Source organism: Bradyrhizobium sp. GCM10028915 (assembly GCF_042666195.1).
Lineage (GTDB): Bacteria > Pseudomonadota > Alphaproteobacteria > Rhizobiales > Xanthobacteraceae > Bradyrhizobium > Bradyrhizobium canariense_D.
Genome location: NZ_JBHTFN010000043.1, coordinates 334,416 through 356,953, shown reverse-complemented (window position 1 = coordinate 356,953; position 22,538 = coordinate 334,416). Strand labels below are relative to the sequence as shown.

Below are 22,538 nucleotides of genomic sequence, written 5' to 3'. Positions count from 1 at the left end.
TCATAGTGGCGCCATTTCTGTGATGATCGACATGGCCAACGGACAGACGGTCGCCAGCGCCGCAATAGGGCGCGAGGGAGCAGTAGGCACTCTTTCCGTGCTAGAGCCGTCCCCTTCGGCCGTTACCGCCGTCGTTCGTGCCGCGGGCATCGCCTCGCGAATCCCCTCATCGGACAAGGCGCACGTTCTGTCATTAGACGTTGGCAGTCGGTTGGGCCTATTTAGAGGTCCAAGGTCAGCTTTTTCGACTTTGCACCCGAATAGCAAATCATGATCGTCTTGTTTGTCTCTTGTTCCTGCTTGCTCAGAAACTGCTCGCGGTGATCCGGCATGCCTTCGATCACGCGTGTCTCGCAGGTTCCGCAGCCACCTTCCACAAGCGAAATTCCTGAATCGATCAGTGCATCCAGGAATCGACTTCCCGGGCTCAACGGCAATCGTACGATATCGAAACATAACGGCCGTGCCCATCTTCCAACCCAAGATCGCGCGAACCATCGGTTTGCTTCAGCGACGCGGAGCCATCTATCCACGGCCGCACGGGTTTCTCGCGACAGATTGATTTCGAAATGGCCTGGAGAAATATGAGATACCGCTCCACATGTCGGGCGAACTGAACTCACGGGCCAACTCAGCCAGCCGTCAAAGCCCCGACCTTGAGCCAGAAGGTGTTCTGCGGATTCCGACGCGTGTGCCATCACGGCCGGAAACACTTTTGCATTGGCGGACGCTGGTCGTGACGAGCGCCAAGACCCGATGCGACGAGAGCAACTTCATGAGTAGAATCCGAGAACGGCCTTTGTCTCGAGATATTCTTCCAAACCCCTCTAGGCCGTACTCCCGGCCGTTGCCGGAACGCTTGTATCCACCGAAAGGTGCGTTCGGGTCCCAGTCAGGATAGTTCACATGGACCTGACCAGACCGGATCTCTCCGGCTACGGCCCGCACCGTTTCCATATCCGTGCCCTGCACGTGGGCGCCGAGGCCGTAGACAGTGTCGTTGGCGATCTCGATCGCCTCCTCCACTGTGTTGTAGGAAATGATGGACAGCACGGCGAATTCCGCACCAATGCATTATTTCGACTGCTTGTCCGATTGTTCGCTGTAGTACCCTATCCTACGATGAGGGCGTAACAGACCACCCCAAGTAGCCTCGGCGGTATATACTGAGATGAAAGCCACGGAGATAGGCCACTATGGTCGATGTAATGCACGACGCCGTTTAGTTTGATTCGGGAACGAGCATCAGAAGCTCCATTTCCAAACGCGTTCAAAAAATTCGGCGGCATCAGAGCTGCTTACATAACGAACTCAGCAGCTTAAGCGCTGGCTGGGGCGGGAGGGATCGAACCTCCGAATGGCGGAATCAAAATCCGCTGCCTTACCACTTGGCTACGCCCCATCAGGCCCTCGGGAAACGGCGGCGACAGGAGCGTCCGCGGATTCCCTCGAGTGGTGCCGGTCTATAGGGAGAGGCGCGGCATTTCAACCGCCCGGAGGGGCAAAATACCACAGGCGCCGGTGGCGCCGCGCCATGCCTTACAGGAGCGCTACGCCAGCCCGTTGCCGACGGGCGTTCCGCCACCCCTCCTGACAGTTGAGACCTCCCCCGTTTCATGGGAATACGGCGCCAAGAACTGTCCACGGGAGTGAGCCATGACCTACCGCGCGCCGATCTCTGACATGCTGCTGTCGCTCAACCACGGCGCCGGCCTGAAAGCTGCCATGGAGGCCGGCCATTACGGCGATTTCGACGGCGATATCGTGAGCGCCGTGCTGGAGGAAGCCGGCAAGTTCGCAACCGACGTGCTGGCGCCGCTCAACAAAGTCGGCGACGAGCACGGCATCAAGCTCAGCGACGGCAAGGTCACCACCGCGCCGGGCTGGCCGGATGCCTACAAGCGCTGGACCGAGGGCGGCTGGAACGCGGTCTCCGGCCCCGAGGATTTCGGCGGCCAGGGCCTGCCGCTCGCGATCAACGCCGCCTGCACCGAGATCTGGAGCGCCGCCAACGTCGCCTTCGGCCTCTGCCCGCTGCTGACGGCGTCGGCGATGGAGGCGCTGGACGCGCATGGCAGCGACGAGCTGAAGAAAATCTATCTCGAGAAGCTCGTCTCCGGCGAATGGACCGGCACGATGCAGCTGACCGAGCCGCAGGCCGGCTCCGATGTCGGCGCGTTGCGCACCCGCGCCGAGAAGCAGGCCGACGGCACCTATCGCATCAAGGGGACGAAGATCTTCATCACCTACGGCGAGCACGACATGACCGACAACATCGTGCATTTCGTGCTGGCGCGCCTGCCGGACGCGCCCGCAGGGACCAAGGGGATATCGCTGTTCCTCGTGCCGAAATTCATGGTCAACGAAGACGGCTCGCTGGGTGCGCGCAATGACATCTTTGCCTCCGGCGTCGAGCACAAGCTCGGCATGCATGCCTCCCCCACCTGCACCATGACCATGGGCGATCATGGCGGCGCGATCGGCTTCCTGGTCGGCGAAGAGAACCAGGGCATGCGCTGCATGTTCACGATGATGAACCAGGCCCGCCTCGGCGTCGGCCTCGAAGGCGTCGGTGTTGCCGACCGTGCCTATCAGCAGGCATTGTCGTACGCACAAGAGCGCAAGCAGGGCCGCGCCCTCGGCAACAAGGGTGACGGTTCCGATGCGATCTTCGTGCATCCCGACGTCAAGCGCATGCTGATGCGGATGCGGGCGCAGACCGCTGCGGCGCGCACCATCTGCTATGCGACCGCGGTGGCGATCGACGTCTCGACGCGTGCCAGGGATCCGAAGGTCCGCGCCGACGCTGCCGCGCGTGCGGCATTGCTGACGCCGATGGCCAAGGGCTATTCGACCGACATCGGCAACGAGGTCGCCTATCTCGGCGTGCAGGTGCATGGCGGCATGGGCTTCATCGAGGAGACCGGCGCGGCGCAGCACTATCGCGATGCCCGCATCACCGCGATCTACGAGGGCACCAACGGCATCCAGGCCATCGACCTCGTCACGCGAAAGCTCGCGGCCAACGGCGGCGCGTCGGTGTGGGCGCTGCTCGACGAACTCTCCGCAATCGTGAAGCAGGTCGAAGCCTCCAACGATCCCGCCTTCGGCACCACGGGCGTGAAATTGCGTGAGGCACTGGAGTCGCTGACGCGCACCAGCAAATGGCTGCTGGAGCGGCTTCCTTCCGCGCCGAACGAGGCGCTGGCCGGCGCGACGCCGTATCTGCAACAGTTCGGCGCCACGCTCGGCGGCTGCATGCTGGCGTCTGAAGCGCTCGCCGCGAAATCCGACGGCATCGCGGACGCCGGGCGCTACGTCTCGCTGGCGCGCTTCTTCGCCGAGAACATCGCCGTGCAGGCCGGCGCGCTCGAGCGCACCGTGACGGAGAGTGCGGAGTCGGTCGCGGCAGCGGATGCGGTGCTGTTGGGGTAGCTGGGACGCGTAGCCCGGATGGAGCGCAGCGCAATCCGGGGCCATCATTGCTGGTGACACGAATTCCGGATTGCGCTGCGCTCCATCCGGGCTACGAAGCCGCAAGCTTCGTACGTCGCCCCGGCCGCCATAGTACGACGCTCGCCGCCACCACGTCGAGCACCACGCACATCGCAAACGCGCTCGTGTAGTCGCCGGTTACGCTGCGCACGAGACCGACGATGCCGGGGCCGAAGGCGCTGACGATGCCGCTGATCGAGGTGCCCAGCCCCATCGCAGCGGCGAAGGCGCTCGCGCCGATCTCCCGCTGGATGATCAAGGGCGGAAACGTGATCATGTTGCCGATCGAGAAACCGTAGACGGCGCAGCACACGAGCAGCACGGTCGGATTCGTGCTTTGCAGAAGCACGAACAGCGCCGCCGCCTGGCTCGTCATCGATGCCGCGCAGGCGAGCCGCGGATCGAGCCGGTCCACGAACAGGCCGAGCGAGAGGCGCCCGACCACCGCCATCGCCGCCATGACGGTGACGGCAAGGCCCGCACTGGCGCGGCCGATCAGCGGTTCGAGGAACGTCACCTGATGGATGATGAATCCCATCTGCGCCAGCAGCGCGACCGCGATCGGCAGCACCATGGTCCAGAACGCCGCGTTGGCGAGCAGCGTCTTGCGTGAGTGAACCGAAGGCAAGGCAGTGCCGCCAGTGGATGAATTCCCACCCGACGTCGGCGGCATTTCGGTTCGCCACCCGGTGAAGATGACCACCACCGGCAGCACCAGCACCACCATCGCCAGCGTGGCCGCCAGCATCGCGGAACGAAAGCCGATGCTGCCGCTCAGCGACAGCAGCAGCGGCACGAGCACGATGCCCCCGCAGGTCGCGCCGTTGTAGGCGAGGCTGAGCGCGAGCCCGCGGCGCCGTTCGAACCAGGAGTTCAGCACGGTCGCGATCACCACCGTGCCCATGCCGGTCCAGCCGACCGACATCAGCGCATAAGCGAGATAGAGCTGCCACGGCGTCTGCAGCAGCGCCAGCAGCACCGTCGAAGCGCCGAGCGCCGACAGGCCGCACAGGATCAGCGACCGCAGCCCGATGCGGGCGAGCAGATCGTCGGTGAAGATGACGAGGACGGCAGTCAGGAGAAAGGAGAAGGTGCTGGCCGCGGAGACCAGCGTGCCCGGCCAGCCATGGGCGCGCTGCAGTTCCGCGAGATAGACGCCCTGACCGTACAGGCCGAAGCCGAACATGAAGAAAGCCATCAGGAAGCAGGCCAGCACGACGCGCCAGCCGCGATAGTGCAGCGAGGATTCGTCAACACGAGTGGCGGCAATCATCAATCGGGCAATCGGCCAAATGGAACGGCGCGAGGCGATCGTGCACCACAACCAGTGGTTTTTCAATCGAAAATGGCGGTTGATCATTGCAACGCGGAACACGGCGGCGAGCGTGATGCGCCCGTCTCGGGCGAATTCGGTCTCCAAAAGGTCGCGCTAGCGCATTGGCACGCCTGCAAGATGATGTAGGCTGACGTTTCGCGAGTCTAGCAATGTCAGTATCGCGGCGACCGCAGGGGCCCCTCATGCCGAATGGCAATATCGTCGTCAGCGAAGAGCGCGGAACGCGCGTGATCACCCTGCGCCGCCCGAGCAAGAAGAACGCGATCACGCAGGACATGTATCGGGAGATGAGCCGCGCGATCGACACCGCGCAGAACAATCCCGACATCCGCTGCATGATCATCACCGGGGGCTCCGGCGTGTTCACCGCCGGCGACGACATCGACGATTTCATGCACGCCGACACGTCGCGCCCCGAGACGCTGTCCGACGGCGCCAAGTTTCTCTATTCGCTAGCTCTCAACGCCAAGCCGGTGATCGCGGCCGTGGACGGCGCGTCGATCGGCATGGGCACCGTGATGCTGTTCCATTGCGACTATGTGCTGGCCTCGAACGCGGCGACCTTCTCCGCGCCCTACATCCATCTCGGGCTCGTGCCGGTCGGCGCGTCCAGCCTCTTGATGCCGAACACGATGGGCTACCAGCGCGCCTTCGCCATGCTGGTGATGGGACGGACTTTTACGGCCGCGGAAGCGCATGCCGCCGGCTTCGTCAACACCGTGGTCTCGCCGGGTCATACCGAGGTCGAGGCACGCAAGGTGGCGCGCGACATCTGCCGGCTTCCCGCCGAAGCGGTCGCGATCTCGCGCAAACTGCTCCGCGTCGCATCCGAGGAGCTCACCCGCCGCATCGATCAGGAGGCCCATCTGTTCGGCGAGCGGCTGAAGTCGGAAGAAGCCACCGCCGCGTTCAACGCGTTTATGAACAGGAAGAAGCGGTAGGCTGTCTTCCCTCTCCCATGGCGGGAGAGCCTGGCTCGCCGCAAAGCGGCGAGACGGGTGACGGGTTCTATCCGCGAGTCGAACTCACATTTGAATTTGCGGAGACCCCCCTCATCCGGCGCTTCGCGACACCTTCTCGAGACGGGGAGAAGGAAGAAAGCTTCGTGAAATCTTCGTGCGGAACGACTAGTCTGGTTTCATGCAACATGTTCTCCGGCTGACCGTCTTCTCGCTCGCGCTCGCCGCCCTGCCCGCGTCCGCCCAAACCGCCGCACCCGTCGAGCTGCGCATCCTGGCGATCAACGATTTCCACGGCAATCTGCGCCCGCCGCCGGGCGGCATCCGGATCAGCGATCCCGAGGACAAGGCCAGGAAGGTGATGGTGGCGGCCGGCGGTGCCGAATACATGGCGACGCTGGTGAAGCAGCTGCGCGAGGGCCACAAGAACACGATCTTCGTCGCCGCCGGCGACCTGATCGGCGCGAGCCCGTTCCTGTCGGCGATGTTCCACGACGAACCTTCGATCGAGTCGCTCTCGATGATGGGGCTCGCGATCAGCTCGGTCGGCAATCACGAATTCGACGAAGGCAAGACCGAGCTCCTGCGGATGCAGAACGGGGGCTGTCATCCCGTCGACGGCTGTCAGGGGCCGCATTCCTTTACGGGCGCCAGATTCCGCTATCTAGCGGCGTCCACCATCGAGACGGCGACGGGCAAGAGCGTGCTGCCGCCTTACGAGATCAGGGAATTCGAAGGCATCCCCATCGCCTTCATCGGGCTGACCTTGAAGGACACCGCGGGCATCGTCTCGCCATCGGGCATCACCGGCCTCGAATTCCGCGACGAAGCCGAAACGGTGAACGCGCTGGTGCCGCAGCTGAAAGCGGGTGGGGTCGAGGCGATCGTAGTGCTGATCCACCAGGGCGGCGAGCCGGCCGGCGACTACAATGAATGCCCTGCTATCACGGGGCCGATCGTCGACATCGTGAAAAAAATCGATCGCGCCGTCGACCTCGTCGTCAGTGGCCACACCCATCGTGCTTATGTCTGCGATATTGACGGGCGGCTCGTCACCAGCGGCGACAAATACGGTACTCTGGTCACCGCGATCGACCTCAAGCTCGATCCGGCAACGCGCGACATCGTCAGCGCTAGGGCCGAGAACGTCCTCGTCGCCAATGCCTCGCTGCCTAGGGATCCCGAGCAGACCGCATTGATCGACGCTTACGACAGGCTTTCGGCGCCGATCGCCAATCGCCCGGCTGGATCGGTGACGCAGACGCTGTCACGCGTGCCGAACGAGGCCGGCGAAAGCCCGCTCGGTGACGTCATTGCGGACGCGCAGCTGGCCGCGACCAGGGACGCCAAGGACGGCAGCGCCGTCATCGCGCTCACCAATCCCGGCGGCATCCGCACCGACATCGTGCCAAAGGAGAACGGCGCGATCACCTTCGGCGACGTTTTCGCCAGCCAGCCGTTCCGCAACCGGCTCGTCACCATGACGCTCACGGGCAGCCAGCTCAAGGACATGCTGGAGCAGCAATGGCTCGATCCGAAGCGGCCGCGGATTCTCCAGGTCTCGAACGGGTTCAGTTACGCCTGGGATGCGGCGAAGCCATACGGCGAGCGCGTGATCAACGAGAAGATGACGCTCAATGGCAGGCTGATCGAAGCCGGAAGCGGCTACCGCGTCACCCTCAACGATTACCTCGCAGTCGGGGGCGACGGGTTTACGGTCGCCAAACAAGGCACGGGGCCGCAATATGGCGGCTACGACGCTGACGCGCTGTTCGCGTTCTTCCGGGCGCACGGACCGATCGGACCGCTGCCGCTGAGCCGCATCCTGCGCGTGAATTGATCCGGATCAAACAGGCCGCTCCGGGACACCCTTTGCCATTCCCGGGGGAACGCATAGATTGGGTTTTGCATTTGCGTTTTGGCGCCGGATGCGCCAAGCGACGTCGAGAGCCCGCATCCCATGAGGCCGACTGATGAGTACGCTTCTCCTCTCCCACAAGGCCTGCCTCGACCACGTCACGCCGCCGGGACACCCTGAAAGGCCGGACCGCCTGCGCGCGGTGGAGGAAGCGCTGTCGCATGAGCGCTTCCAGTTCCTGGTGCGCGACCAGGCGCCGGAGGGCGATCTCGACCTCGTCACGCTCTGCCACAACGAGCACTACGTCACGGAGCTGCGCCACATCGCGCCGACCAGCGGACAGGTCTATATCGATGGCGACACCTCGATGTCGCCTGGCACGTGGGAAGCGGTGATGCGCGGCGTCGGCGGCGCGGTCGCGGCGACCGAAGCGGTGATGGCGGGCGAGCATCGCAACGCCTTCGTCGCGGTGCGCCCGCCCGGCCACCACGCCGAGATCGGCAAGCCGATGGGTTTCTGCTTCTTCGACAACGTCGCCATCGCCGCGCGCCACGCGCAGCGTAAATACGGCATCAAGCGCGCGGCCATCGTCGATTTCGACGTGCATCACGGCAACGGCACGCAGGATATTTTCTGGTCGGACCCGACCGTGATGTACTGCTCGACGCACCAGATGCCGCTGTTTCCGGGCACCGGTGCCAAGAGCGAGCGCGGCGACCACGACACCATCGTCAACGCACCGCTCGCCTCCGAGGACGGCGGGCCGGAATTCCGCATCGCGTTCGAGAATCTGATCCTGCCGCAGCTCGAAAAATTCAGCCCGGAGCTGCTCGTCATCTCTGCCGGCTTCGACGCGCATTATCGCGATCCGCTGGCGTCGCTGAATTTGCGCGCGGAGGATTATGCCTGGGTGACGCGTAAGTTGATGGACCTCGCTGACAAGACCGCCGGAGGGCGCGTTGTTTCTGTGCTCGAGGGCGGCTACGACCTGCAAGGACTGAAAGAATCTGTTACGGCGCATGTCGGCGCCCTGATGGGCGCCTGACACACCCGCCACATTGCGCCCGCAAAACTTTGCTTTCTCCGACGTGAAGCGAATCGGGCAATCGGAAACTTATATGGCCGAAAATACCCAAATCGACATCTCCAGGCTGACCTTCGAACGCGCCATCGAGGAGCTCGAAACGATCGTGAAACGGCTCGAGGACGGCAAGGTGCCGCTCGAGGAATCCGTGACGATCTACGAGCGCGGCGAGGCCCTGAAGCGCCGCTGCGAGGAGTTGCTGCGCCAGGCCGAGGCGCGCGTCGACAAGATCACCACCGATGCCAGCGGCCAGGCGACCGGCACCGCGCCGCTCGACGTCCAGTAAGGGCCGCCTTCAAAGCCGCCTATCTCACGCAGCGCGCACCGGCAATTTTTCATGATCGCACGCCGCCGTCGGCGTTGCTGCTGCTTGATTCCAGGGAACCGGCGCTCCGGAGATTATGGAACCTCCCTCAGAGCGCCCCTCGTCCTCCTGAATCCGGCCTAAAAATAGCTTCCCCACGCGAAAAACCTTGCCGAGGAACCGGGCTAGCTTTGGAACCCTTCCGATGGCGCCAGGATTAACCACTCTGGCCCGCGGGTTGCAGGTGCATGCCCGTAATCGGGCCCAGCGGGTTGGCTTTGGCCCAAGCTTTGGTGTAAAGCTGCGCGGAGTGTGGCTTTTTGTAAGCCTTGCGTGGGCACTGATTACCGACGGCAAGCGCTTCAAACTGCTGATGAATTGGCTGGGATGGACGAAGCCGATCTAAGTGACAGGGATCACAGAGACTGAACCGGAGAGCACTTAAGCTCACCTAAGCTTGAAGACGGGGCTTTGCCCCATGCAGGTGGCTCCGACGGTTTAAGGACTCGCGCTGCGCCGATATTGAGCAAACCCATCGCGCGCCGGAACGATCTTCCGGCGCTGACAAATTGGAAATCGCCGTGAACGCATATAGTAAAACGCCGCTTCTCGACACCATCCGGACGCCGGACGACCTGCGCAAACTCAAGGTCGAGCAGGTTCGCCAGGTCGCCGACGAGCTGCGTCAGGAGACCATCGATGCCGTCTCGGTGACCGGCGGTCACTTCGGCGCAGGCCTTGGTGTGGTCGAGCTCACCACTGCAATCCATTACATCTTCGACACCCCGCGCGACCGGCTGATCTGGGACGTCGGCCACCAGGCCTATCCGCACAAGATCCTCACCGGCCGGCGCGATCGCATCCGCACGCTGCGCACCGGCGGCGGCCTGTCCGGCTTCACCAAGCGCAGCGAGAGCGATTACGATCCGTTCGGCGCCGCGCATTCCTCGACCTCGATCTCCGCCGGCCTCGGCATGGCGGTCGCGCGCGACCTCTCCGGCGGCAAGAACAACGTTATCGCCGTCATCGGTGACGGCGCGATGTCGGCGGGCATGGCCTATGAGGCCATGAACAATGCGGGGGCGATGAACTCGCGCCTGATCGTCATCCTCAACGACAACGACATGTCGATCGCGCCGCCGGTCGGCGCGATGAGCGCCTATCTGTCGCGGCTCTACTCGGGCAAGACCTATCGCACGCTGCGCGATGTGGCCAAGCAGATCAACCAGCGCCTGCCCAAGATCCTCGCCAACCGAGCCAACCGCGTCGAGGAATATTCCCGCGGCTTCATGATGGATGGCGGCACGCTGTTCGAGGAGCTCGGCTTCTATTACGTGGGCCCGATCGACGGCCACAACCTCGACCATCTCCTGCCGGTGCTGAAGAACGTGCGCGACATGGAGACCGGCCCGATCCTGCTCCACGTCGTGACGCAGAAGGGCAAGGGCTATGGCCCGGCGGAAGCCTCCGCCGACAAGTACCACGCGGTCGTCAAGTTCGACGTCGCGACCGGCACCCAGGCCAAGTCCAAGCCGAACGCGCCGGCCTATCAGAACGTATTCGGCCAGAGCCTCGTCAAGGAAGCGGAGAAGGACGACAAGATCGTCGCCATCACCGCGGCCATGCCTTCCGGCACCGGCGTCGACATCTTCAACAAGGCGTTCCCGGACCGCACCTTCGACGTCGGCATCGCCGAGCAGCACGCAGTGACGTTCGCCGCCGGTCTCGCCACCGAAGGCTACAAGCCGTTCTGCGCGATCTACTCGACCTTCCTGCAGCGCGGCTACGACCAGATCGTGCATGACGTCGCGATCCAGAGCCTGCCCGTGCGCTTCGCCATCGACCGCGCCGGCCTCGTCGGCGCCGACGGCGCCACCCATGCCGGTTCGTTCGACAACGCCTATCTCGGTTGTCTGCCGAACATGGTGATCATGGCCGCGTCCGATGAAGCCGAGCTGGTGCACATGGTTGCAACCCAGGTCGCGATCAATGATCGTCCGAGCTCGCTGCGCTATCCGCGCGGCGAAGGCCGAGGCATCGAGATGCCCGAAGTCGGCATTCCGCTCGAGATCGGCAAGGGCCGCATCGTCCGCCAGGGCAGCAAGATCGCCCTGCTCTCCTTCGGCACGCGCCTCGCCGAATGCGAGAAGGCCGCCGACGAGCTTGCAGCCCACGGCCTTTCGACCACGATCGCTGATGCGCGCTTCATGAAACCGCTGGACACCGAGCTCGTGCTCAAGCTCGCGCGCGACCACGAGATCCTGATCACGATCGAGGAAGGCTCGGTCGGCGGTTTCGGCTCGCATGTCGCGCAATATCTGACCGATCAGGGCGCGCTCGACAGCGGCCTGGTGCGGTTCCGCACCATGGTGCTGCCCGACGTGTTCCAGGACCACGACACCCCGGCGGCGATGTACGGTCGTGCCGGTCTCGACGCCAAGGGCATCGTCGCCAAGGTGTTCGAGGCGCTCGGCAAGGACGTCAAGGCCGAGACGGTCAAGCTCGCCTGATAGCGAGCTTCGACCTTCCGCGAAGCAGCTGTGATGAAAATCTATCTGGCAGGCCCCGACGTGTTCCTGCCAGATGCGGTCGAGATCGGCCGGCACAAAGTCGCGGTCTGTGCCGCGCACGGCGTCACCGGCCTCTATCCCCTCGACAACGAAATCGACCGCGCCGCGCCCGACGCCTCGCGGCAGATCTTTTGCGGCAACGAGGCGATGATGGACGCGGCCGATGCGATCATCGCCAACCTCACGCCGTTCCGCGGCGCCGGCGCCGATCCCGGCACCGTCTACGAGCTCGGCTACATGGCCGGCCGCCGCAAGTTCTGCCTCGCCTATTCCAATGACGGTGCCGCCTATGCCGACCGTGTCAGTCGCTTCATGGACGTGACGTCCGAAGACGGACGGCTGGTCGATGCGCAGGGGCTGACGGTCGAGGATTTTGGCCTCGTCGATAATCTCATGATGATCCACGCGCTGGAGCTGCATGGCTGCCCGCTGGTGACGCCGGCGCAGATGCCGATCGACGTCTGGCACGATCTGGCCGCGTTCGAGGCTTGCGTCCGGATGGCGGCCGCGCGATTGATCGCTACATAAGCGCCTCAGGCGTCTTCGGAGAGATGATGTCCCCTGCCCGCAAGCGCGCGGATGTTCTGCTGGTCGAGCGCGGCCTGTTCGAGAGCCGGGCGCGGGCGCGCGCGGCGATCGAGGCCGGGCTCGTCACCGCCGACGACAAGCAGGTCGCAAAGCCGTCGGAGACCATCGCCGAGGACGCCGTGATCCAGGCCGAGCCCGCGCACCCCTACGTCTCCCGCGGCGGCGTCAAGCTCGCCGGCGCGCTGGAGCGCTACCCGATCGAGATCGAGGACCATGTCTGCCTCGACGTCGGCGCCTCCACCGGCGGATTCACCGAGGTACTGCTGGCGAATGGCGCGAGCCTCGTCTTTGCCGTCGATGTCGGCACCAGCCAGTTGCATCCCTCGCTGCGCGGTCACGCCAAGATCGTGTCGATGGAAGAGACCGACATCCGCGCCTATGACGGCAAGCGCCTGCCGGCGCGGCCCGATGTCGTCGTGATCGACGTCAGCTTCATCTCGCTCAAGACGGTGCTGCCCATCGCGCTGTCGCTGGCCGCCGCGCCGATGAGCCTGCTGGCGCTGATCAAGCCGCAATTCGAGGCGGACCGGAAGCACAACAAGAAGGGCATCGTCCGCGACGCCGCCGTGCACAGCGAGATCTGCGACGACATCGCCGCCTTTGCTGCCTCGCTCGGCTGCACCGATATCGAGGTGTTCCCGTCGGCGATCACCGGCGGCGATGGCAACATCGAATTCTTCCTGGGCGCGCGCCGTGGTTGAGCGCGTGACGATCGATCACGTTGGCCATCGCGGCGACGGCGTCTCGCTCGACGCCGGCGAGGCCATCTATGTGCCCTACACGCTCGGCGGCGAGACCGTCGAAGTCGATCATGTCGTCGGCAATCATCCCGACCGCCGCAAGCTGCTGGTAGTGGACGTCGCCAGTCCCGAGCGCGTCGCGCCATTCTGTCCGCATTTCGGCGTCTGCGGCGGCTGCGCGATCCAGCACTGGGCGACTGAACCGTATCACGCCTGGAAGCGCGGCATCGTGGTCGAGACCCTGGCCCAGGCCGGCATCGACTGCGAGGTGACGCCGCTGGTCGACGCTCACGGCGCGGGGCGCAGGCGCATCACGCTGCACGGCCGGTTCGGCACCCATGACATCCTCAAGGTCGGCTTTTCGGCTGCCAGCGCGCACGACGTCATCCCGATTGATCGCTGCCCGATCCTCGATCCCGGGCTCGAGGGTGCACTCGATGCCGGTTGGGCGCTCGCCGAGCTGCTGACGTCCAAAATGCCGGTGACGAAACCGCTGGACATCCAGGTCACCGCGACCGCCAACGGTCTCGATGTCGACGTGCGCGGCTCCGGCCCGCTGCCAACGCCGCTCGTGACGGCGCTGTCGCGCGTGGCCGAGCAGCACCGCCTGGCGCGGCTGACACGGCACGGCGAACTGGTGCTGCAACGCCTGCCACCGACCCTGCAGATGGGCCGCGCCGAGGTGACGCTGCCGCCGGGCTCGTTCCTGCAGGCGACCGTCGCCGGCGAAGAGACGCTCGCGTCGCTGGTCGCCGAGCGCATCGGCAAGGCGAAGAACGTTCTCGATCTCTTCTGCGGCGTTGGTCCGTTCGCGTTGCGACTCGCCGAGAAGGCCCGCGTCACTGCCCATGACAACGACGCCGGCGCCATTACGGCGCTCGCAAAGGCCGCGCGCACGCCGGGTCTCAAGCCGATCAAGGCCGAGCCGCGCGATCTGTTTCGCCGTCCCCTGGTGGCACCGGAGCTGCGCGATTTCGACGCCATCGTGTTCGACCCGCCGCGCCAGGGCGCGCAGGCGCAGGCCTTGAAGCTCGCCGCGAGCAAGGTGCCTGTGGTGGTCGCGGTCTCCTGCAACGTCGCGACCTTTGCCCGCGACGCGCGGCTGCTGATCGATGGCGGGTACAAGATCGACGTAGTCGTGCCGGTGGATCAGTTCCGCCACACGCCGCATGTCGAGCTCGTTGCGAAGTTCACGCGCTAGTTAGCGTCGAAGGCCACTCAACGCCGGCGACTCGCCGGGCAGCATGTTCGATCTGAGATCGCTGTCCATGCGGCCCGAGTCCTGCTGGGTGAACCCGGCCCCAAACGACAGGCTGAGGTTGGAGGTCGGCTTGAACTCGACACCCGCAAATGCGCCGTAGCCGGGCGAGGCGCTGGAGGTGAGCGGCGCAAGCGAGCTGCCAATGCCGCCGCCGTATTTCAGGGTGTCGAACCCGGCAAAGAACGTGACGGGCATGCCGCCCGCGGTCTTGGTGTTGTAGCCGAACTGCGTGCTGTCGTAGGAGAGCGCGCTGAAATTGCCGCTCAGTCCGGCCGGGCTGAGGCCGCTCCAATTGAGATTGCCATGCTGGCTGCCGACAAAGAAGCCGTTCGAATTGCTGCGGCCGCTTGCGTCGCCGCCATTGAAGCTCGGGAAAATGCCGTAGCTATCGGCGCTCTGGCCGGCAACACCGCCGAATCCAAAAGGTCCGCCGGGGATCCAATATTGCAGGGGTGCGGCTTGCGCATGAGCCGGCGCTTCGCCGAGGCAGAGCAGGGCAAGAAAAACCGCGAGACCGCAAGAGGGTGTAAGCCTGAACATTCAAATAACCGTCGAAAGCTTGCGAATTATACCCACCAGACATCATGAATGCCAGCATAGCGACACCATTCTCCCCCTGAGTTCCGGGATCACGTTTTTCTGCCAATTTGAACTTCCCCCATGCCGGATTGACCCACCTAAGGGGGCGCGTCAGCACGGAGGCTGTCATGGAGGTCAATTCCGACAAGTTGAATGCCTTTATGGGCAAGATGGTCACCGAATTCGGGGCGGCGATGAATGCATCGCTGGTCCTGCTCGGGGACAAGCTCGGTCTCTACCGTACCCTTGCCGCCAAGGGACCGATGAACTCGTCCGAGCTCGCAAGCGCCACCGGGACGGCGGAGCGCTACGTCCGCGAATGGCTCGCGAGTCAGGCGGCGTCCGGCTACATCGAATACGATTCCGCTTCGGCAAAATTCTCGATGCTACCGGAGCAGGCGATGGCGCTTGCCGATGAGGACAGTCCGGTGTTCCTCGGCGCGTTCGGCAATGTCATTGCCTCGGCATTTCTCGACGAGCCGAAGATCTCGGACGCATTCAAATCCGGCAAGGGCGTCGGCTGGAACCGGCGCAGCGAGTGCCTGTTCTGCGGCACCGCCCGCTTCTTCCGGACCGGGTACATGCATCATCTGGTGCAGGAATGGTTGCCCGCGCTCGACGGCGTCGTGGACAAGCTGAAGCGCGGCGCCAAGGTCGCCGATGTCGGCTGCGGGCACGGCGTCTCGACACGGCTGATGGCGGAAGCCTTCCCGAACTCCCGCTTCTACGGCTTCGACTATCACGAGGGTTCGATCGAGGCCGCGCGAAAGGCGGCCACCGAAGCCGGATTGGGCGACCGGGTCAGCTTCGCTGTTCATTCCGCCAAGACCTATCCGGCCGAGGGCTATGATCTCGTCTGCTTCTTCGATTGCCTGCATGACATGGGCGATCCCGTCGGCGCCATCGGCCACGTGCGCGAGACCATGGCAAAGGACGGCACCTGCATGCTGGTCGAGCCGTTCGCAGGCGACCGCCTCGAGGACAATCTCAACCCGGTCGGGCGGGTCTATTATGCGGCGTCGACCATGATCTGCACGCCGGCCTCGCTCGACCAGGAGGTGGGCCTCGCACTGGGCGCGCAAGCGGGCGAGGCAAGGCTGCGCAAGGTCGCGCGAGAGGGCGGACTGACGCGCTTCCGCCGCGCCGCTGAAACGCCCTTCAATCTGATTCTGGAGGCGCGGATCTGATCTTCCGATTCCGGCGCGTGGCCGCGGCATATGCCATGCCGATGCTGCAGCCACGCCCGGCGCCGACACCCTCCCTCGCTCGCGCCGCGACGTAAGCTGGCGATCGGACAAGGCGACGCGAGTCCGTCATGACGGGAGGACGACGAAGCCGCTCTCCATGAATTTGCGATGGCGCTGAATGGGGGCCGTGGATCATCGGAGGTGCCTGGCTGTCCGTTGGCGGACAAAGGGTCGACCTGCTCTATCGCAACGCCGACGCTGTCGAAGTCGTCATGGAATCCTGTCGGGCCGGCATCATCACCATGGACTACCAGCCCGGCCATCCACACGGCTTCTGCTCGGCGATCTGGATGGGCGAGATCGCCTATTGCCAACCACTGCGCGATCCGCAAGACCTGATCAACCGGTTGAAATCGATCGCGCTGCCCTACCCGCAACCGTTGCGGGATGCTCTGATCCGGCGCTTCCAGTGGGAAATCCTCTTCGGCATCGAGAATGCGGAGCTTGCGGCCGCACGTAACGAGCAGACCCATATCGCCGGATGCGTCTACCGGTCGCTGGCCTGCGTTGCGCAGATCGTGTTCGCACGAACGAGCGCTATCTCATCAACGAGAAGGGTGCGCTATGGAAGCAGCGCGGTTACCGCTGACAATTCCGCATCTGGACGAGCAGGGACGGAGATCTGGCGACTGATCGGCAATGGCGCTTTGGCGACCGCCTGCGACGTCTTGCGTCAGATCGACCGGCAATTGAAGGCGCTGACGCGGTCCAGCGAGCAGCAGCCGTGATCTGCTACGCGGTCCTGTCCACCGAGGACGATGTATCCGACGGCGGATATTTTGTCACGGGCACCACGAAGGACTTGTTGCGGACCTGGTAGATGATCTTGCCATTCTGCCCGTCGTCGGTCGCAATCTGCGCCTGGCCGAACATGATGACGTTCTTGTAGACGGTGCCGGTGCCCTGACGGGTGACGCCATCGGTGGTGACGCTGACCTGCGCTTCGTCGCCGTTGACAGCGAGCACCCTGAAGCTTGCGCTCTTGCCATTGTCACTGGAATAGCCGCCCCAGCTTCCCATCAGGCGGCTGTCGGAGGCCGGCGGCGCCTGCTTCTCGAGAGTCGCGGTCTGCTTGCCCGCGCCTGCAGATGACAACAGCACCAGACTCTTGCCGTCCTTGGTGCCGACCGTGACCGTGCCGAAGGTGAGAAGCGAACCGGCGACCTCGCCAAAGCCGCGCTCGGTGCGCCCGTTATGGGTGTACTCGACTTGCGCCCGGGCCCCGCGGATGTTCACGACCTTGAAGCTGACGGGCTGGTTGTTGCCAGCCCAATTGCCCTTCCACTCACCGAGCAGGGAGCTCTGGTGATACACTCGCTCGAGAGCGGGAGAAATCTGGCTGGTGCTCGAGGTGACGATGGCCATTGGGTTGCTCGGCGGATGTGTCTGACAGGCCCGCTTCTTTCGCGCCCCGACAGCAACGTCAGAACCTTATCCGGAAACAAATGAAAGCAGCCGATTAGGGCCACGCAACGGTTAACGCATGGTTAAAATTCCATCGCCGGCAAATAGGGCAAAAGGTCTCGTCCGGTGGCCGCGCTCAGCGACCCCAGCGGTCCGACCAGATCTTCTCGCCGATCATGCAGTTCACACGCGGCTCCTTGTCCTTCTCCGCAACCCGCATCACGGGACGCTCTGGCATACGGCCCGCAACCTCCATCAAGAGCTTGGTGCGGATGGCTTCCTTGAACTTATCGCGGTCCTTGATCGTGATGACGAAGGAACCGGGGCCGCCGATGACGCAATCCTCATAGTAGAAATCGAGATTGTCGATATCCATGGTCGAGTAGGAGGGTTCCTTGACCATGATCGGCAGGCCGTTGATGACGATACCCTTCTCGATCGCTGCGTCGCGCGCAATCGTGACCGGAGTGCCGTTGTTGTTGGGACCGTCGCCGGAAATGTCGATCACGCGGCGCAAGCCCCGATAGGGATCCTCGTCGAACAGCGGCATCGCGAAACTGATCGCGCCGGAGATCGAGGTGCGCGAGGCACGCCGGATCGGCGTCTTCAGGATTTCGGCGGCGACGGCATCGGCGGTCTCCGGTCCGTCGACCAGCCGCCACGGAATGATGATCTTCTGGTCGGTCGAAGCGGCCCACTCGAAATAGGTCACCGCGATCCGGCCGTTCGGGCCCAGCTTCAGCGCCTGCAGGAATTCCTTCGACTGGATCGCCTGCGCATAGCCTTCACGCTGGACCGCGAGCTCGTCCATGTCCATGGAGTAGGAGACGTCGACGGCGAGGATCAGCTCGACATCGACCGTCTGCGCGTCTCTGTCGGCTGCTTGCCGCTGCGGCTGATTTTTGAGTAGCGCCAGTCTGGGCGACTCAAACTTGGGTCCTGGTGCCGCGATGCCCGCGACGTCCCCTCCGGCGAACATGCCGGTCACCAGCACAGCCCCGATCGAGAACAGCAAGCGCATCGCAGCCTCCCGTCGTATGACCTGATGGTGACATGCAATCGCCTTGCCGCAAAGTCCGAAGATCGCTCGCGCTTCACATTCCGGTTAGGCATTTGCCAGTTAGGCATTTGGAGGCGGGAATTGCGAAGCAGTACGCAAAGCGGCCGCGATGTTGCCGCGCTCGCGCCGCTGGACTGCGCGATCGCTGGCGCCGGCATGCCGTCATGTGCGGTCCGCTCCCGGACTGACGGGCCACTGGACAGCGCATCTCGCCCACTTGTCCGGCGCGATTTCCATGTTAGGCTGGCCGGACAGATGGGGATGGAGTCCCCCGACAACCGCCCGGCGGCCTGTGACCGTAGTGGGCTGATGACTCCTGCTTGAGGAGGGGCAATTTGGGGCCTCTGCCTTCGGCGGGAGCATGGACGAACCCGCCGCCGGCGGGTTTTTTGTTGCCTGGACGCGAAGGCAAGGAGCGGCCGAGGAGAGGCCGAGGAGAAGTCCTGGACGTGACGACGACAACACCGAATGCTGCGCGTGCGGGGCTGCCCAGGGGAATCTGGGTGCTCGGTTTCGTCTCGATGCTGATGGACGTCTCTTCCGAGATGATCCACGCACTGCTGCCGGTCTATCTCGTCACCGTGCTCGGCGCCTCCACGCTCACCGTCGGCTTCATCGAGGGCATTGCCGAGGCGACCGCCTCGATCACGAAGATCTTCTCCGGCGCGTTGTCCGACTGGCTCGGCCGGCGCAAATTGCTCGCCGCGCTCGGCTACGGGCTCGCCGCCCTGACAAAACCGCTGTTCCCGCTTGCCCCCAGCGTCGAATGGCTGGTTGCCGCGCGCTTCATCGACCGCGTCGGCAAGGGCATCCGCGGCGCGCCGCGCGATGCACTGATCGCCGATATCGCACCTATCGGTTTGCGCGGCGCGAGCTTCGGCCTGCGTCAGTCGCTCGACACTATCGGTGCGTTCGTCGGGCCGCTCATGGCGATCGGCCTGATGTGGTGGACGGCGGACAATTTTACGGCGGTGTTCTGGGTGGCGGTGCTGCCGGGCTTCCTGTCGTTCGGACTGATCGCGTTCGCGGTGAGCGAGCCGGAGCCGGACCCTGGCCGGGAGCCGTCAAGGAATCCACTGAATACCGCCGCGATGCGCCAGCTCGGGTCCGTGTACTGGCGCGTGGTCGCGGTTGGCGTCGTGTTCACGCTGGCGCGTTTCAGCGAAGCCTTCCTCATCCTGCGCGCGCAGAACATCGGGCTCAATGCCATGTGGGTGCCGGCCGTGCTGGTGCTGATGAACATAGTCTATGCGTTGTCGGCCTATCCGGCCGGCGTGCTCTCGGACCGGATCAACCGCACCGGCTTGCTCGCGCTCGGCCTCGTCTTCCTCGCCGGCGCCGATCTCGCGCTCGCACTGCTGCCAAACCTTGGCGGCCTCGCCCTCGGCGTCGTGCTGTGGGGACTGCATATGGGATTGACGCAAGGCCTGCTCTCGGCCCTCGTCGCCGACGCAGCGCCACCGAGCTTGCGCGGCACCGCGTTCGGCTATTTCAACCTGTTCACCGGCCTTGCCATGCTGGCCGCAAGCGTGATCGCCGGAGCGCTGTGGGATAGCTATGGTCCGGCCGGCACGTTCCTGGCCGGGCTCGGCTTCGCGCTGGTCGCGCTCATGGGACTGTTCGCCGTCGGCAACGGGCTGGCAACGGAGGAGAAACGATGACGGGGGGCTGTTCGACGTGCTGAGCGGAGCGCTTACGATCATGATCGGCAGCGTGCTCGGCGGCTGCGCGCGCTATTTCATCTCCGGCGCGATCGCCCGGCGGCTGGGCGAGACGTTTCCGTGGGGCACCGTGACCATCAACGTCACCGGCGCCTTTCTGATCGGCATTTTTGGCGCATTGGCGACCCATCCCGGCTCGGCCTTCGCCGCGCCCGATCCATGGCTGTTCGCGGTCACCGGCTTTCTTGGCTGCTACACCACGGTGTCCTCGTTCAGCCTGCAAACGCTGACGCTGGCGCGCAACGGCGAGGCGATGCACGCGCTCGGAAATGTCGCGGTCTCCGTCGTGCTCTGCCTCGCCGCCGTCAGTTGCGGCTTCCTCCTCGCGGACACTCTGGGAGGCTAGAGGCAGATGAAGTCCCCCTCCTCTGCGGATCGCTGGCGCACCGCGACGCTCTATGCCTGGGTTGCCGCCGGCAGCATGGTCGGCGGGCTGACGCGCTATCTGGTCGGGCTTGCGCTCGACACCGGCCCCGGCTTCCCGGTCGCGACGCTGTTCATCAACGCCACGGGCTCACTGATCATCGGCTTCTACGCGACGCTGACCGGGCCCGACGGCCGCGTGCTGGCGCGGCCCGAGCACCGGCAGTTCGTCATGACCGGGTTCTGCGGCGGCTACACGACCTTTTCAACCTTCAGCCTGGAGACCTTCCGCCTGTTCCACGGCGGCATGAAATATACGGCGCTCGCCTATATCGCGGCATCCGTCATTTGCTGGCTGGTGTCGGTATGGGCAGGCCATATGATAGCCAGCGGCGCCAACCGCTTGCGAAGGAGCTAATCTTGCAAATCCCCAATCAGGCAGTTTCGCTCCGGATCTTCATTGGCGAGAACGACCATTTCGACGGCAAGCCGCTCTATGAAGCGATCGTGATGACGGCGCGCGAGCGGCATCTGGCCGGCGCTACCGTGCTGCGCGGCCCGATGGGCTTCGGCAAGTCGAGCCGGCTCCACACGTCGAAGATTCTGCGGCTCTCGGAAGACCTGCCGCTGTTGATCGAGATCGTCGACAGCGAGGACAACATCAATGCATTCCTGCCCATCCTGGATGGCATGATGTCGAGCGGCCTGATCACCTTGGAGAAGGTGCAGGTCCTGCAATATGGTGAGAAGGCCGCGCGCTGAGCGCGCGCCGGCAGGAACCCGAGCCCGCCATATCCGGGAGGCGGAATGAACGACACTGTTGCCAAACCTAAAACCAGGACGAAGACCAAGGTCGAGCGGCCGAAGCTGCATAAGGTCATCCTGATCAACGACGACTTTACGCCCCGCGAATTCGTCACGATGATCCTCAAAGCCGAGTTCCGCATGACCGAGGATCAGGCCTACAAGGTCATGATCACGGCCCATAAGCTCGGCGCCTGCGTGGTCGCCGTGTTCACCAAGGACGTCGCAGAGACCAAGGCTACCCGCGCAACGGATGCCGGCCGCACCAAGGGCTATCCCCTGCTGTTCACGACGGAGCCGGAGGAATAGTGGCCCCGGCCCGGCTTTGGTGCTTTTGCGCCTTCTTTCGGATTCAGCGCCGAATCCGCTCTGCCGAATAATGTATCTATTGGCCGTCAACAGGCGCATGGTGAGCCATCACCGGCCCATCACGGCGTCCATCGGTGACTGAGAGAGTCTTTGCGCTCCCGCCAATGCGGAGCGTCCCATGCAAGACACCACCAAGCGCACCATCCCGCTGAGCAATCGCCTTGCCCAATTGGCCGCCGAGGCCCGCCGTCGCGCGGAGATAGCCCCGCCCGGCGTTCAGCGGGAATCGCTGCTCAAAGCGGCGCGATTGAGCGAAACGGCCTCGCACATTCATGATTGGCTGAGTTCGCCAGGCCTGAAGGCGCCGCGCTAGTCGCCAATGCAGCATCGGCCTGCTGACGGAGCGGAAGCCCAAGGCAGCAGTGCCAGTTGAGCGCCGACGCCGCATTGCCGGCAACCGAACTCAAATATAAGTTGTACGTGGTGAACGATATCTTGTTTTGATTGTTGAGATAGCGTTCCCCGAACGCAGCGGGAGCAGCCAACAGCAAAGCAGCCCCCGATGATGAAATCTCTTATCGCCTTCGCGATGTTCGCGCTCCTCGGAGTGTCCGTGATGCTGTTGCCCGGTTTTGCTCCGCAAGTGAAGGCGCGCGAGACAGTCGCTTTGGCGAAGTCGGACCGGCTGGCGAGCCATCCGGTGGCCAGGAATTGCCTGGGCCAGGTCTGGCCGGACTTCGAAGCATCGTGTCTGCGCCGAGGTGAATCCGATGTCAGGATTCATGAAGCTCGTTTGGTCACTGCGCGCCGCTAGACCATCAATCTCAAAGCGCCGGCCGAGCTTGTCGGATGAGCC

At 64.2% G+C, this 22,538-nt stretch carries 23 protein-coding genes, 1 tRNA gene, 1 pseudogene and 1 riboswitch; of the genes and pseudogenes, 18 read left to right on the top strand and 7 right to left on the bottom strand.

Annotated features, from left to right (window positions below; all coding sequences use genetic code 11):
• Nucleotides 1-221: 221 nt before the first annotated feature.
• From ACFQX9_RS19995 to ACFQX9_RS19985, 3 genes and pseudogenes are all read right to left on the bottom strand, one after another.
• Nucleotides 222-431 carry a 2Fe-2S iron-sulfur cluster binding domain-containing protein gene (locus ACFQX9_RS19995; RefSeq protein WP_247298711.1) on the bottom strand — a complete coding sequence of 70 codons (210 nt, stop codon included), beginning with the start codon at nucleotides 429-431 and terminating at the stop codon, nucleotides 222-224.
• 342 nt (nucleotides 432-773) lie between these two features.
• Nucleotides 774-1,053 (bottom strand): annotated as a pseudogene (locus ACFQX9_RS19990) (aldehyde dehydrogenase family protein); the annotation flags it as partial.
• Between the two features lie 274 nt (nucleotides 1,054-1,327).
• Nucleotides 1,328-1,402 (bottom strand) — tRNA-Gln (locus tag ACFQX9_RS19985).
• Nucleotides 1,403-1,656: 254 nt separating this feature from the next.
• Here ACFQX9_RS19985 and ACFQX9_RS19980 point away from each other — a divergent pair.
• Nucleotides 1,657-3,435, top strand: coding sequence for an acyl-CoA dehydrogenase (locus ACFQX9_RS19980; protein ID WP_247821357.1), 1,779 nt, complete (start codon nucleotides 1,657-1,659; stop codon nucleotides 3,433-3,435).
• 91 nt (nucleotides 3,436-3,526) lie between these two features.
• Here the strand turns inward: ACFQX9_RS19980 and ACFQX9_RS19975 are convergent, their stop codons facing one another.
• Nucleotides 3,527-4,768, bottom strand: coding sequence for an MFS transporter (locus ACFQX9_RS19975; protein WP_085352688.1), 1,242 nt, complete (start codon nucleotides 4,766-4,768; stop codon nucleotides 3,527-3,529).
• A gap of 245 nt (nucleotides 4,769-5,013) precedes the next feature.
• Between ACFQX9_RS19975 and ACFQX9_RS19970 the strand changes: the two genes are divergently transcribed.
• The 8 genes from ACFQX9_RS19970 to ACFQX9_RS19935 all read left to right on the top strand — a co-directional run bounded on the left by ACFQX9_RS19970 (nucleotide 5,014) and on the right by ACFQX9_RS19935 (nucleotide 14,135).
• Nucleotides 5,014-5,772, top strand: coding sequence for an enoyl-CoA hydratase-related protein (locus ACFQX9_RS19970; protein ID WP_018456264.1), 759 nt, complete (start codon nucleotides 5,014-5,016; stop codon nucleotides 5,770-5,772).
• A 199-nt stretch (nucleotides 5,773-5,971) separates the two neighbouring features.
• Entirely contained in the window at nucleotides 5,972-7,630 is a 1,659-nt protein-coding gene (locus ACFQX9_RS19965) for a bifunctional UDP-sugar hydrolase/5'-nucleotidase (protein ID WP_018456263.1), read from the top strand.
• Nucleotides 7,631-7,763: 133 nt separating this feature from the next.
• Nucleotides 7,764-8,693 carry a histone deacetylase family protein gene (locus tag ACFQX9_RS19960; RefSeq protein ID WP_018456262.1) on the top strand — a complete coding sequence of 310 codons (930 nt, stop codon included), beginning with the start codon at nucleotides 7,764-7,766 and terminating at the stop codon, nucleotides 8,691-8,693.
• A gap of 73 nt (nucleotides 8,694-8,766) precedes the next feature.
• A complete protein-coding gene (locus ACFQX9_RS19955; RefSeq protein ID WP_007594646.1) occupies nucleotides 8,767-9,018 on the top strand; it encodes an exodeoxyribonuclease VII small subunit in 252 nt (83 codons plus the stop codon).
• A gap of 599 nt (nucleotides 9,019-9,617) precedes the next feature.
• Nucleotides 9,618-11,546 carry a 1-deoxy-D-xylulose-5-phosphate synthase gene (gene dxs, locus ACFQX9_RS19950; RefSeq protein WP_377790172.1) on the top strand — a complete coding sequence of 643 codons (1,929 nt, stop codon included), beginning with the start codon at nucleotides 9,618-9,620 and terminating at the stop codon, nucleotides 11,544-11,546.
• 33 nt (nucleotides 11,547-11,579) lie between these two features.
• Nucleotides 11,580-12,134, top strand: coding sequence for a nucleoside 2-deoxyribosyltransferase (locus tag ACFQX9_RS19945; RefSeq protein WP_247298704.1), 555 nt, complete (start codon nucleotides 11,580-11,582; stop codon nucleotides 12,132-12,134).
• Between the two features lie 26 nt (nucleotides 12,135-12,160).
• Nucleotides 12,161-12,895, top strand: coding sequence for a TlyA family RNA methyltransferase (locus tag ACFQX9_RS19940; protein ID WP_247298701.1), 735 nt, complete (start codon nucleotides 12,161-12,163; stop codon nucleotides 12,893-12,895).
• Nucleotides 12,888-14,135: a methyltransferase gene (locus tag ACFQX9_RS19935; protein ID WP_247298698.1), complete on the top strand. Its 1,248-nt coding sequence runs from the start codon at nucleotides 12,888-12,890 to the stop codon at nucleotides 14,133-14,135. Before ACFQX9_RS19940 ends, ACFQX9_RS19935 begins: the two co-directional genes overlap by 8 nt.
• On the opposite strand, the gene ACFQX9_RS19930 is transcribed toward ACFQX9_RS19935, so the two are convergent.
• A complete protein-coding gene (locus ACFQX9_RS19930; RefSeq protein ID WP_018456256.1) occupies nucleotides 14,136-14,735 on the bottom strand; it encodes a hypothetical protein in 600 nt (199 codons plus the stop codon).
• A 167-nt stretch (nucleotides 14,736-14,902) separates the two neighbouring features.
• Here ACFQX9_RS19930 and ACFQX9_RS19925 point away from each other — a divergent pair, with 167 nt between their 5' ends.
• Together ACFQX9_RS19925 and ACFQX9_RS19920 are read left to right on the top strand one after the other, a co-directional pair.
• Nucleotides 14,903-15,961, top strand: coding sequence for a class I SAM-dependent methyltransferase (locus ACFQX9_RS19925; protein ID WP_018456255.1), 1,059 nt, complete (start codon nucleotides 14,903-14,905; stop codon nucleotides 15,959-15,961).
• Between the two features lie 350 nt (nucleotides 15,962-16,311).
• Nucleotides 16,312-16,749, top strand: coding sequence for a hypothetical protein (locus ACFQX9_RS19920; RefSeq protein ID WP_377790169.1), 438 nt, complete (start codon nucleotides 16,312-16,314; stop codon nucleotides 16,747-16,749).
• 4 nt (nucleotides 16,750-16,753) lie between these two features.
• Here the strand turns inward: ACFQX9_RS19920 and ACFQX9_RS19915 are convergent, their stop codons facing one another.
• Nucleotides 16,754-17,386 carry a hypothetical protein gene (locus tag ACFQX9_RS19915; protein ID WP_377790167.1) on the bottom strand — a complete coding sequence of 211 codons (633 nt, stop codon included), beginning with the start codon at nucleotides 17,384-17,386 and terminating at the stop codon, nucleotides 16,754-16,756.
• A gap of 175 nt (nucleotides 17,387-17,561) precedes the next feature.
• Complete coding sequence (locus ACFQX9_RS19910) at nucleotides 17,562-18,446, bottom strand: DUF1194 domain-containing protein (protein WP_018456251.1); 885 nt, start codon at nucleotides 18,444-18,446, stop codon at nucleotides 17,562-17,564.
• Between the two features lie 287 nt (nucleotides 18,447-18,733).
• A riboswitch (Fluoride riboswitch) is annotated at nucleotides 18,734-18,811 on the top strand.
• A gap of 123 nt (nucleotides 18,812-18,934) precedes the next feature.
• Between ACFQX9_RS19910 and ACFQX9_RS19905 the strand changes: the two genes are divergently transcribed.
• The 7 genes from ACFQX9_RS19905 (at nucleotide 18,935) to ACFQX9_RS19875 (ending at nucleotide 22,496) form a co-directional block, all read left to right on the top strand.
• A complete protein-coding gene (locus ACFQX9_RS19905) occupies nucleotides 18,935-20,146 on the top strand; it encodes an MFS transporter (RefSeq protein WP_377790165.1) in 1,212 nt (403 codons plus the stop codon).
• Between the two features lie 7 nt (nucleotides 20,147-20,153).
• Nucleotides 20,154-20,552 (top strand): fluoride efflux transporter CrcB, encoded by a 399-nt coding sequence (gene crcB, locus ACFQX9_RS19900; RefSeq protein ID WP_256467072.1) that lies wholly within the window; start codon nucleotides 20,154-20,156, stop codon nucleotides 20,550-20,552.
• Between the two features lie 6 nt (nucleotides 20,553-20,558).
• Entirely contained in the window at nucleotides 20,559-20,987 is a 429-nt protein-coding gene (gene crcB, locus ACFQX9_RS19895; RefSeq protein WP_247565637.1) for a fluoride efflux transporter CrcB, read from the top strand.
• A gap of 2 nt (nucleotides 20,988-20,989) precedes the next feature.
• Nucleotides 20,990-21,331, top strand: coding sequence for a DUF190 domain-containing protein (locus ACFQX9_RS19890; RefSeq protein WP_007594670.1), 342 nt, complete (start codon nucleotides 20,990-20,992; stop codon nucleotides 21,329-21,331).
• A gap of 45 nt (nucleotides 21,332-21,376) precedes the next feature.
• Entirely contained in the window at nucleotides 21,377-21,682 is a 306-nt protein-coding gene (gene clpS / locus ACFQX9_RS19885; protein WP_007594672.1) for an ATP-dependent Clp protease adapter ClpS, read from the top strand.
• Between the two features lie 178 nt (nucleotides 21,683-21,860).
• Entirely contained in the window at nucleotides 21,861-22,055 is a 195-nt protein-coding gene (locus ACFQX9_RS19880; RefSeq protein ID WP_219678576.1) for a hypothetical protein, read from the top strand.
• 189 nt (nucleotides 22,056-22,244) lie between these two features.
• On the top strand, nucleotides 22,245-22,496 hold the full coding sequence (locus ACFQX9_RS19875) for a hypothetical protein (RefSeq protein ID WP_247565638.1): 252 nt from the start codon (nucleotides 22,245-22,247) through the stop codon (nucleotides 22,494-22,496).
• Nucleotides 22,497-22,538 lie beyond the last annotated feature (42 nt).

Excerpts from the sequence above, each read along its gene's own strand:
- ACFQX9_RS19980 (WP_247821357.1), top strand. The coding sequence starts at position 1,657 with ATGACCTACCGCGCGCCGATCTCTGACATGCTGCTGTCGCTCAACCAC.
- ACFQX9_RS19975 (WP_085352688.1), bottom strand. The coding sequence starts at position 4,768 with ATGATTGCCGCCACTCGTGTTGACGAATCCTCGCTGCACTATCGCGGC.
- ACFQX9_RS19970 (WP_018456264.1), top strand. The coding sequence starts at position 5,014 with ATGCCGAATGGCAATATCGTCGTCAGCGAAGAGCGCGGAACGCGCGTG.
- ACFQX9_RS19965 (WP_018456263.1), top strand. The coding sequence starts at position 5,972 with ATGCAACATGTTCTCCGGCTGACCGTCTTCTCGCTCGCGCTCGCCGCC.
- ACFQX9_RS19960 (WP_018456262.1), top strand. The coding sequence starts at position 7,764 with ATGAGTACGCTTCTCCTCTCCCACAAGGCCTGCCTCGACCACGTCACG.
- ACFQX9_RS19955 (WP_007594646.1), top strand. The coding sequence starts at position 8,767 with ATGGCCGAAAATACCCAAATCGACATCTCCAGGCTGACCTTCGAACGC.
- ACFQX9_RS19945 (WP_247298704.1), top strand. The coding sequence starts at position 11,580 with ATGAAAATCTATCTGGCAGGCCCCGACGTGTTCCTGCCAGATGCGGTC.
- ACFQX9_RS19940 (WP_247298701.1), top strand. The coding sequence starts at position 12,161 with ATGTCCCCTGCCCGCAAGCGCGCGGATGTTCTGCTGGTCGAGCGCGGC.
- ACFQX9_RS19930 (WP_018456256.1), bottom strand. The coding sequence starts at position 14,735 with ATGTTCAGGCTTACACCCTCTTGCGGTCTCGCGGTTTTTCTTGCCCTG.
- ACFQX9_RS19925 (WP_018456255.1), top strand. The coding sequence starts at position 14,903 with ATGGAGGTCAATTCCGACAAGTTGAATGCCTTTATGGGCAAGATGGTC.
- ACFQX9_RS19920 (WP_377790169.1), top strand. The coding sequence starts at position 16,312 with ATGGGCGAGATCGCCTATTGCCAACCACTGCGCGATCCGCAAGACCTG.
- ACFQX9_RS19915 (WP_377790167.1), bottom strand. The coding sequence starts at position 17,386 with ATGGCCATCGTCACCTCGAGCACCAGCCAGATTTCTCCCGCTCTCGAG.
- ACFQX9_RS19910 (WP_018456251.1), bottom strand. The coding sequence starts at position 18,446 with ATGCGCTTGCTGTTCTCGATCGGGGCTGTGCTGGTGACCGGCATGTTC.
- crcB (WP_247565637.1), top strand. The coding sequence starts at position 20,559 with ATGAAGTCCCCCTCCTCTGCGGATCGCTGGCGCACCGCGACGCTCTAT.
- clpS (WP_007594672.1), top strand. The coding sequence starts at position 21,377 with ATGAACGACACTGTTGCCAAACCTAAAACCAGGACGAAGACCAAGGTC.
- ACFQX9_RS19880 (WP_219678576.1), top strand. The coding sequence starts at position 21,861 with ATGCAAGACACCACCAAGCGCACCATCCCGCTGAGCAATCGCCTTGCC.
- ACFQX9_RS19875 (WP_247565638.1), top strand. The coding sequence starts at position 22,245 with ATGATGAAATCTCTTATCGCCTTCGCGATGTTCGCGCTCCTCGGAGTG.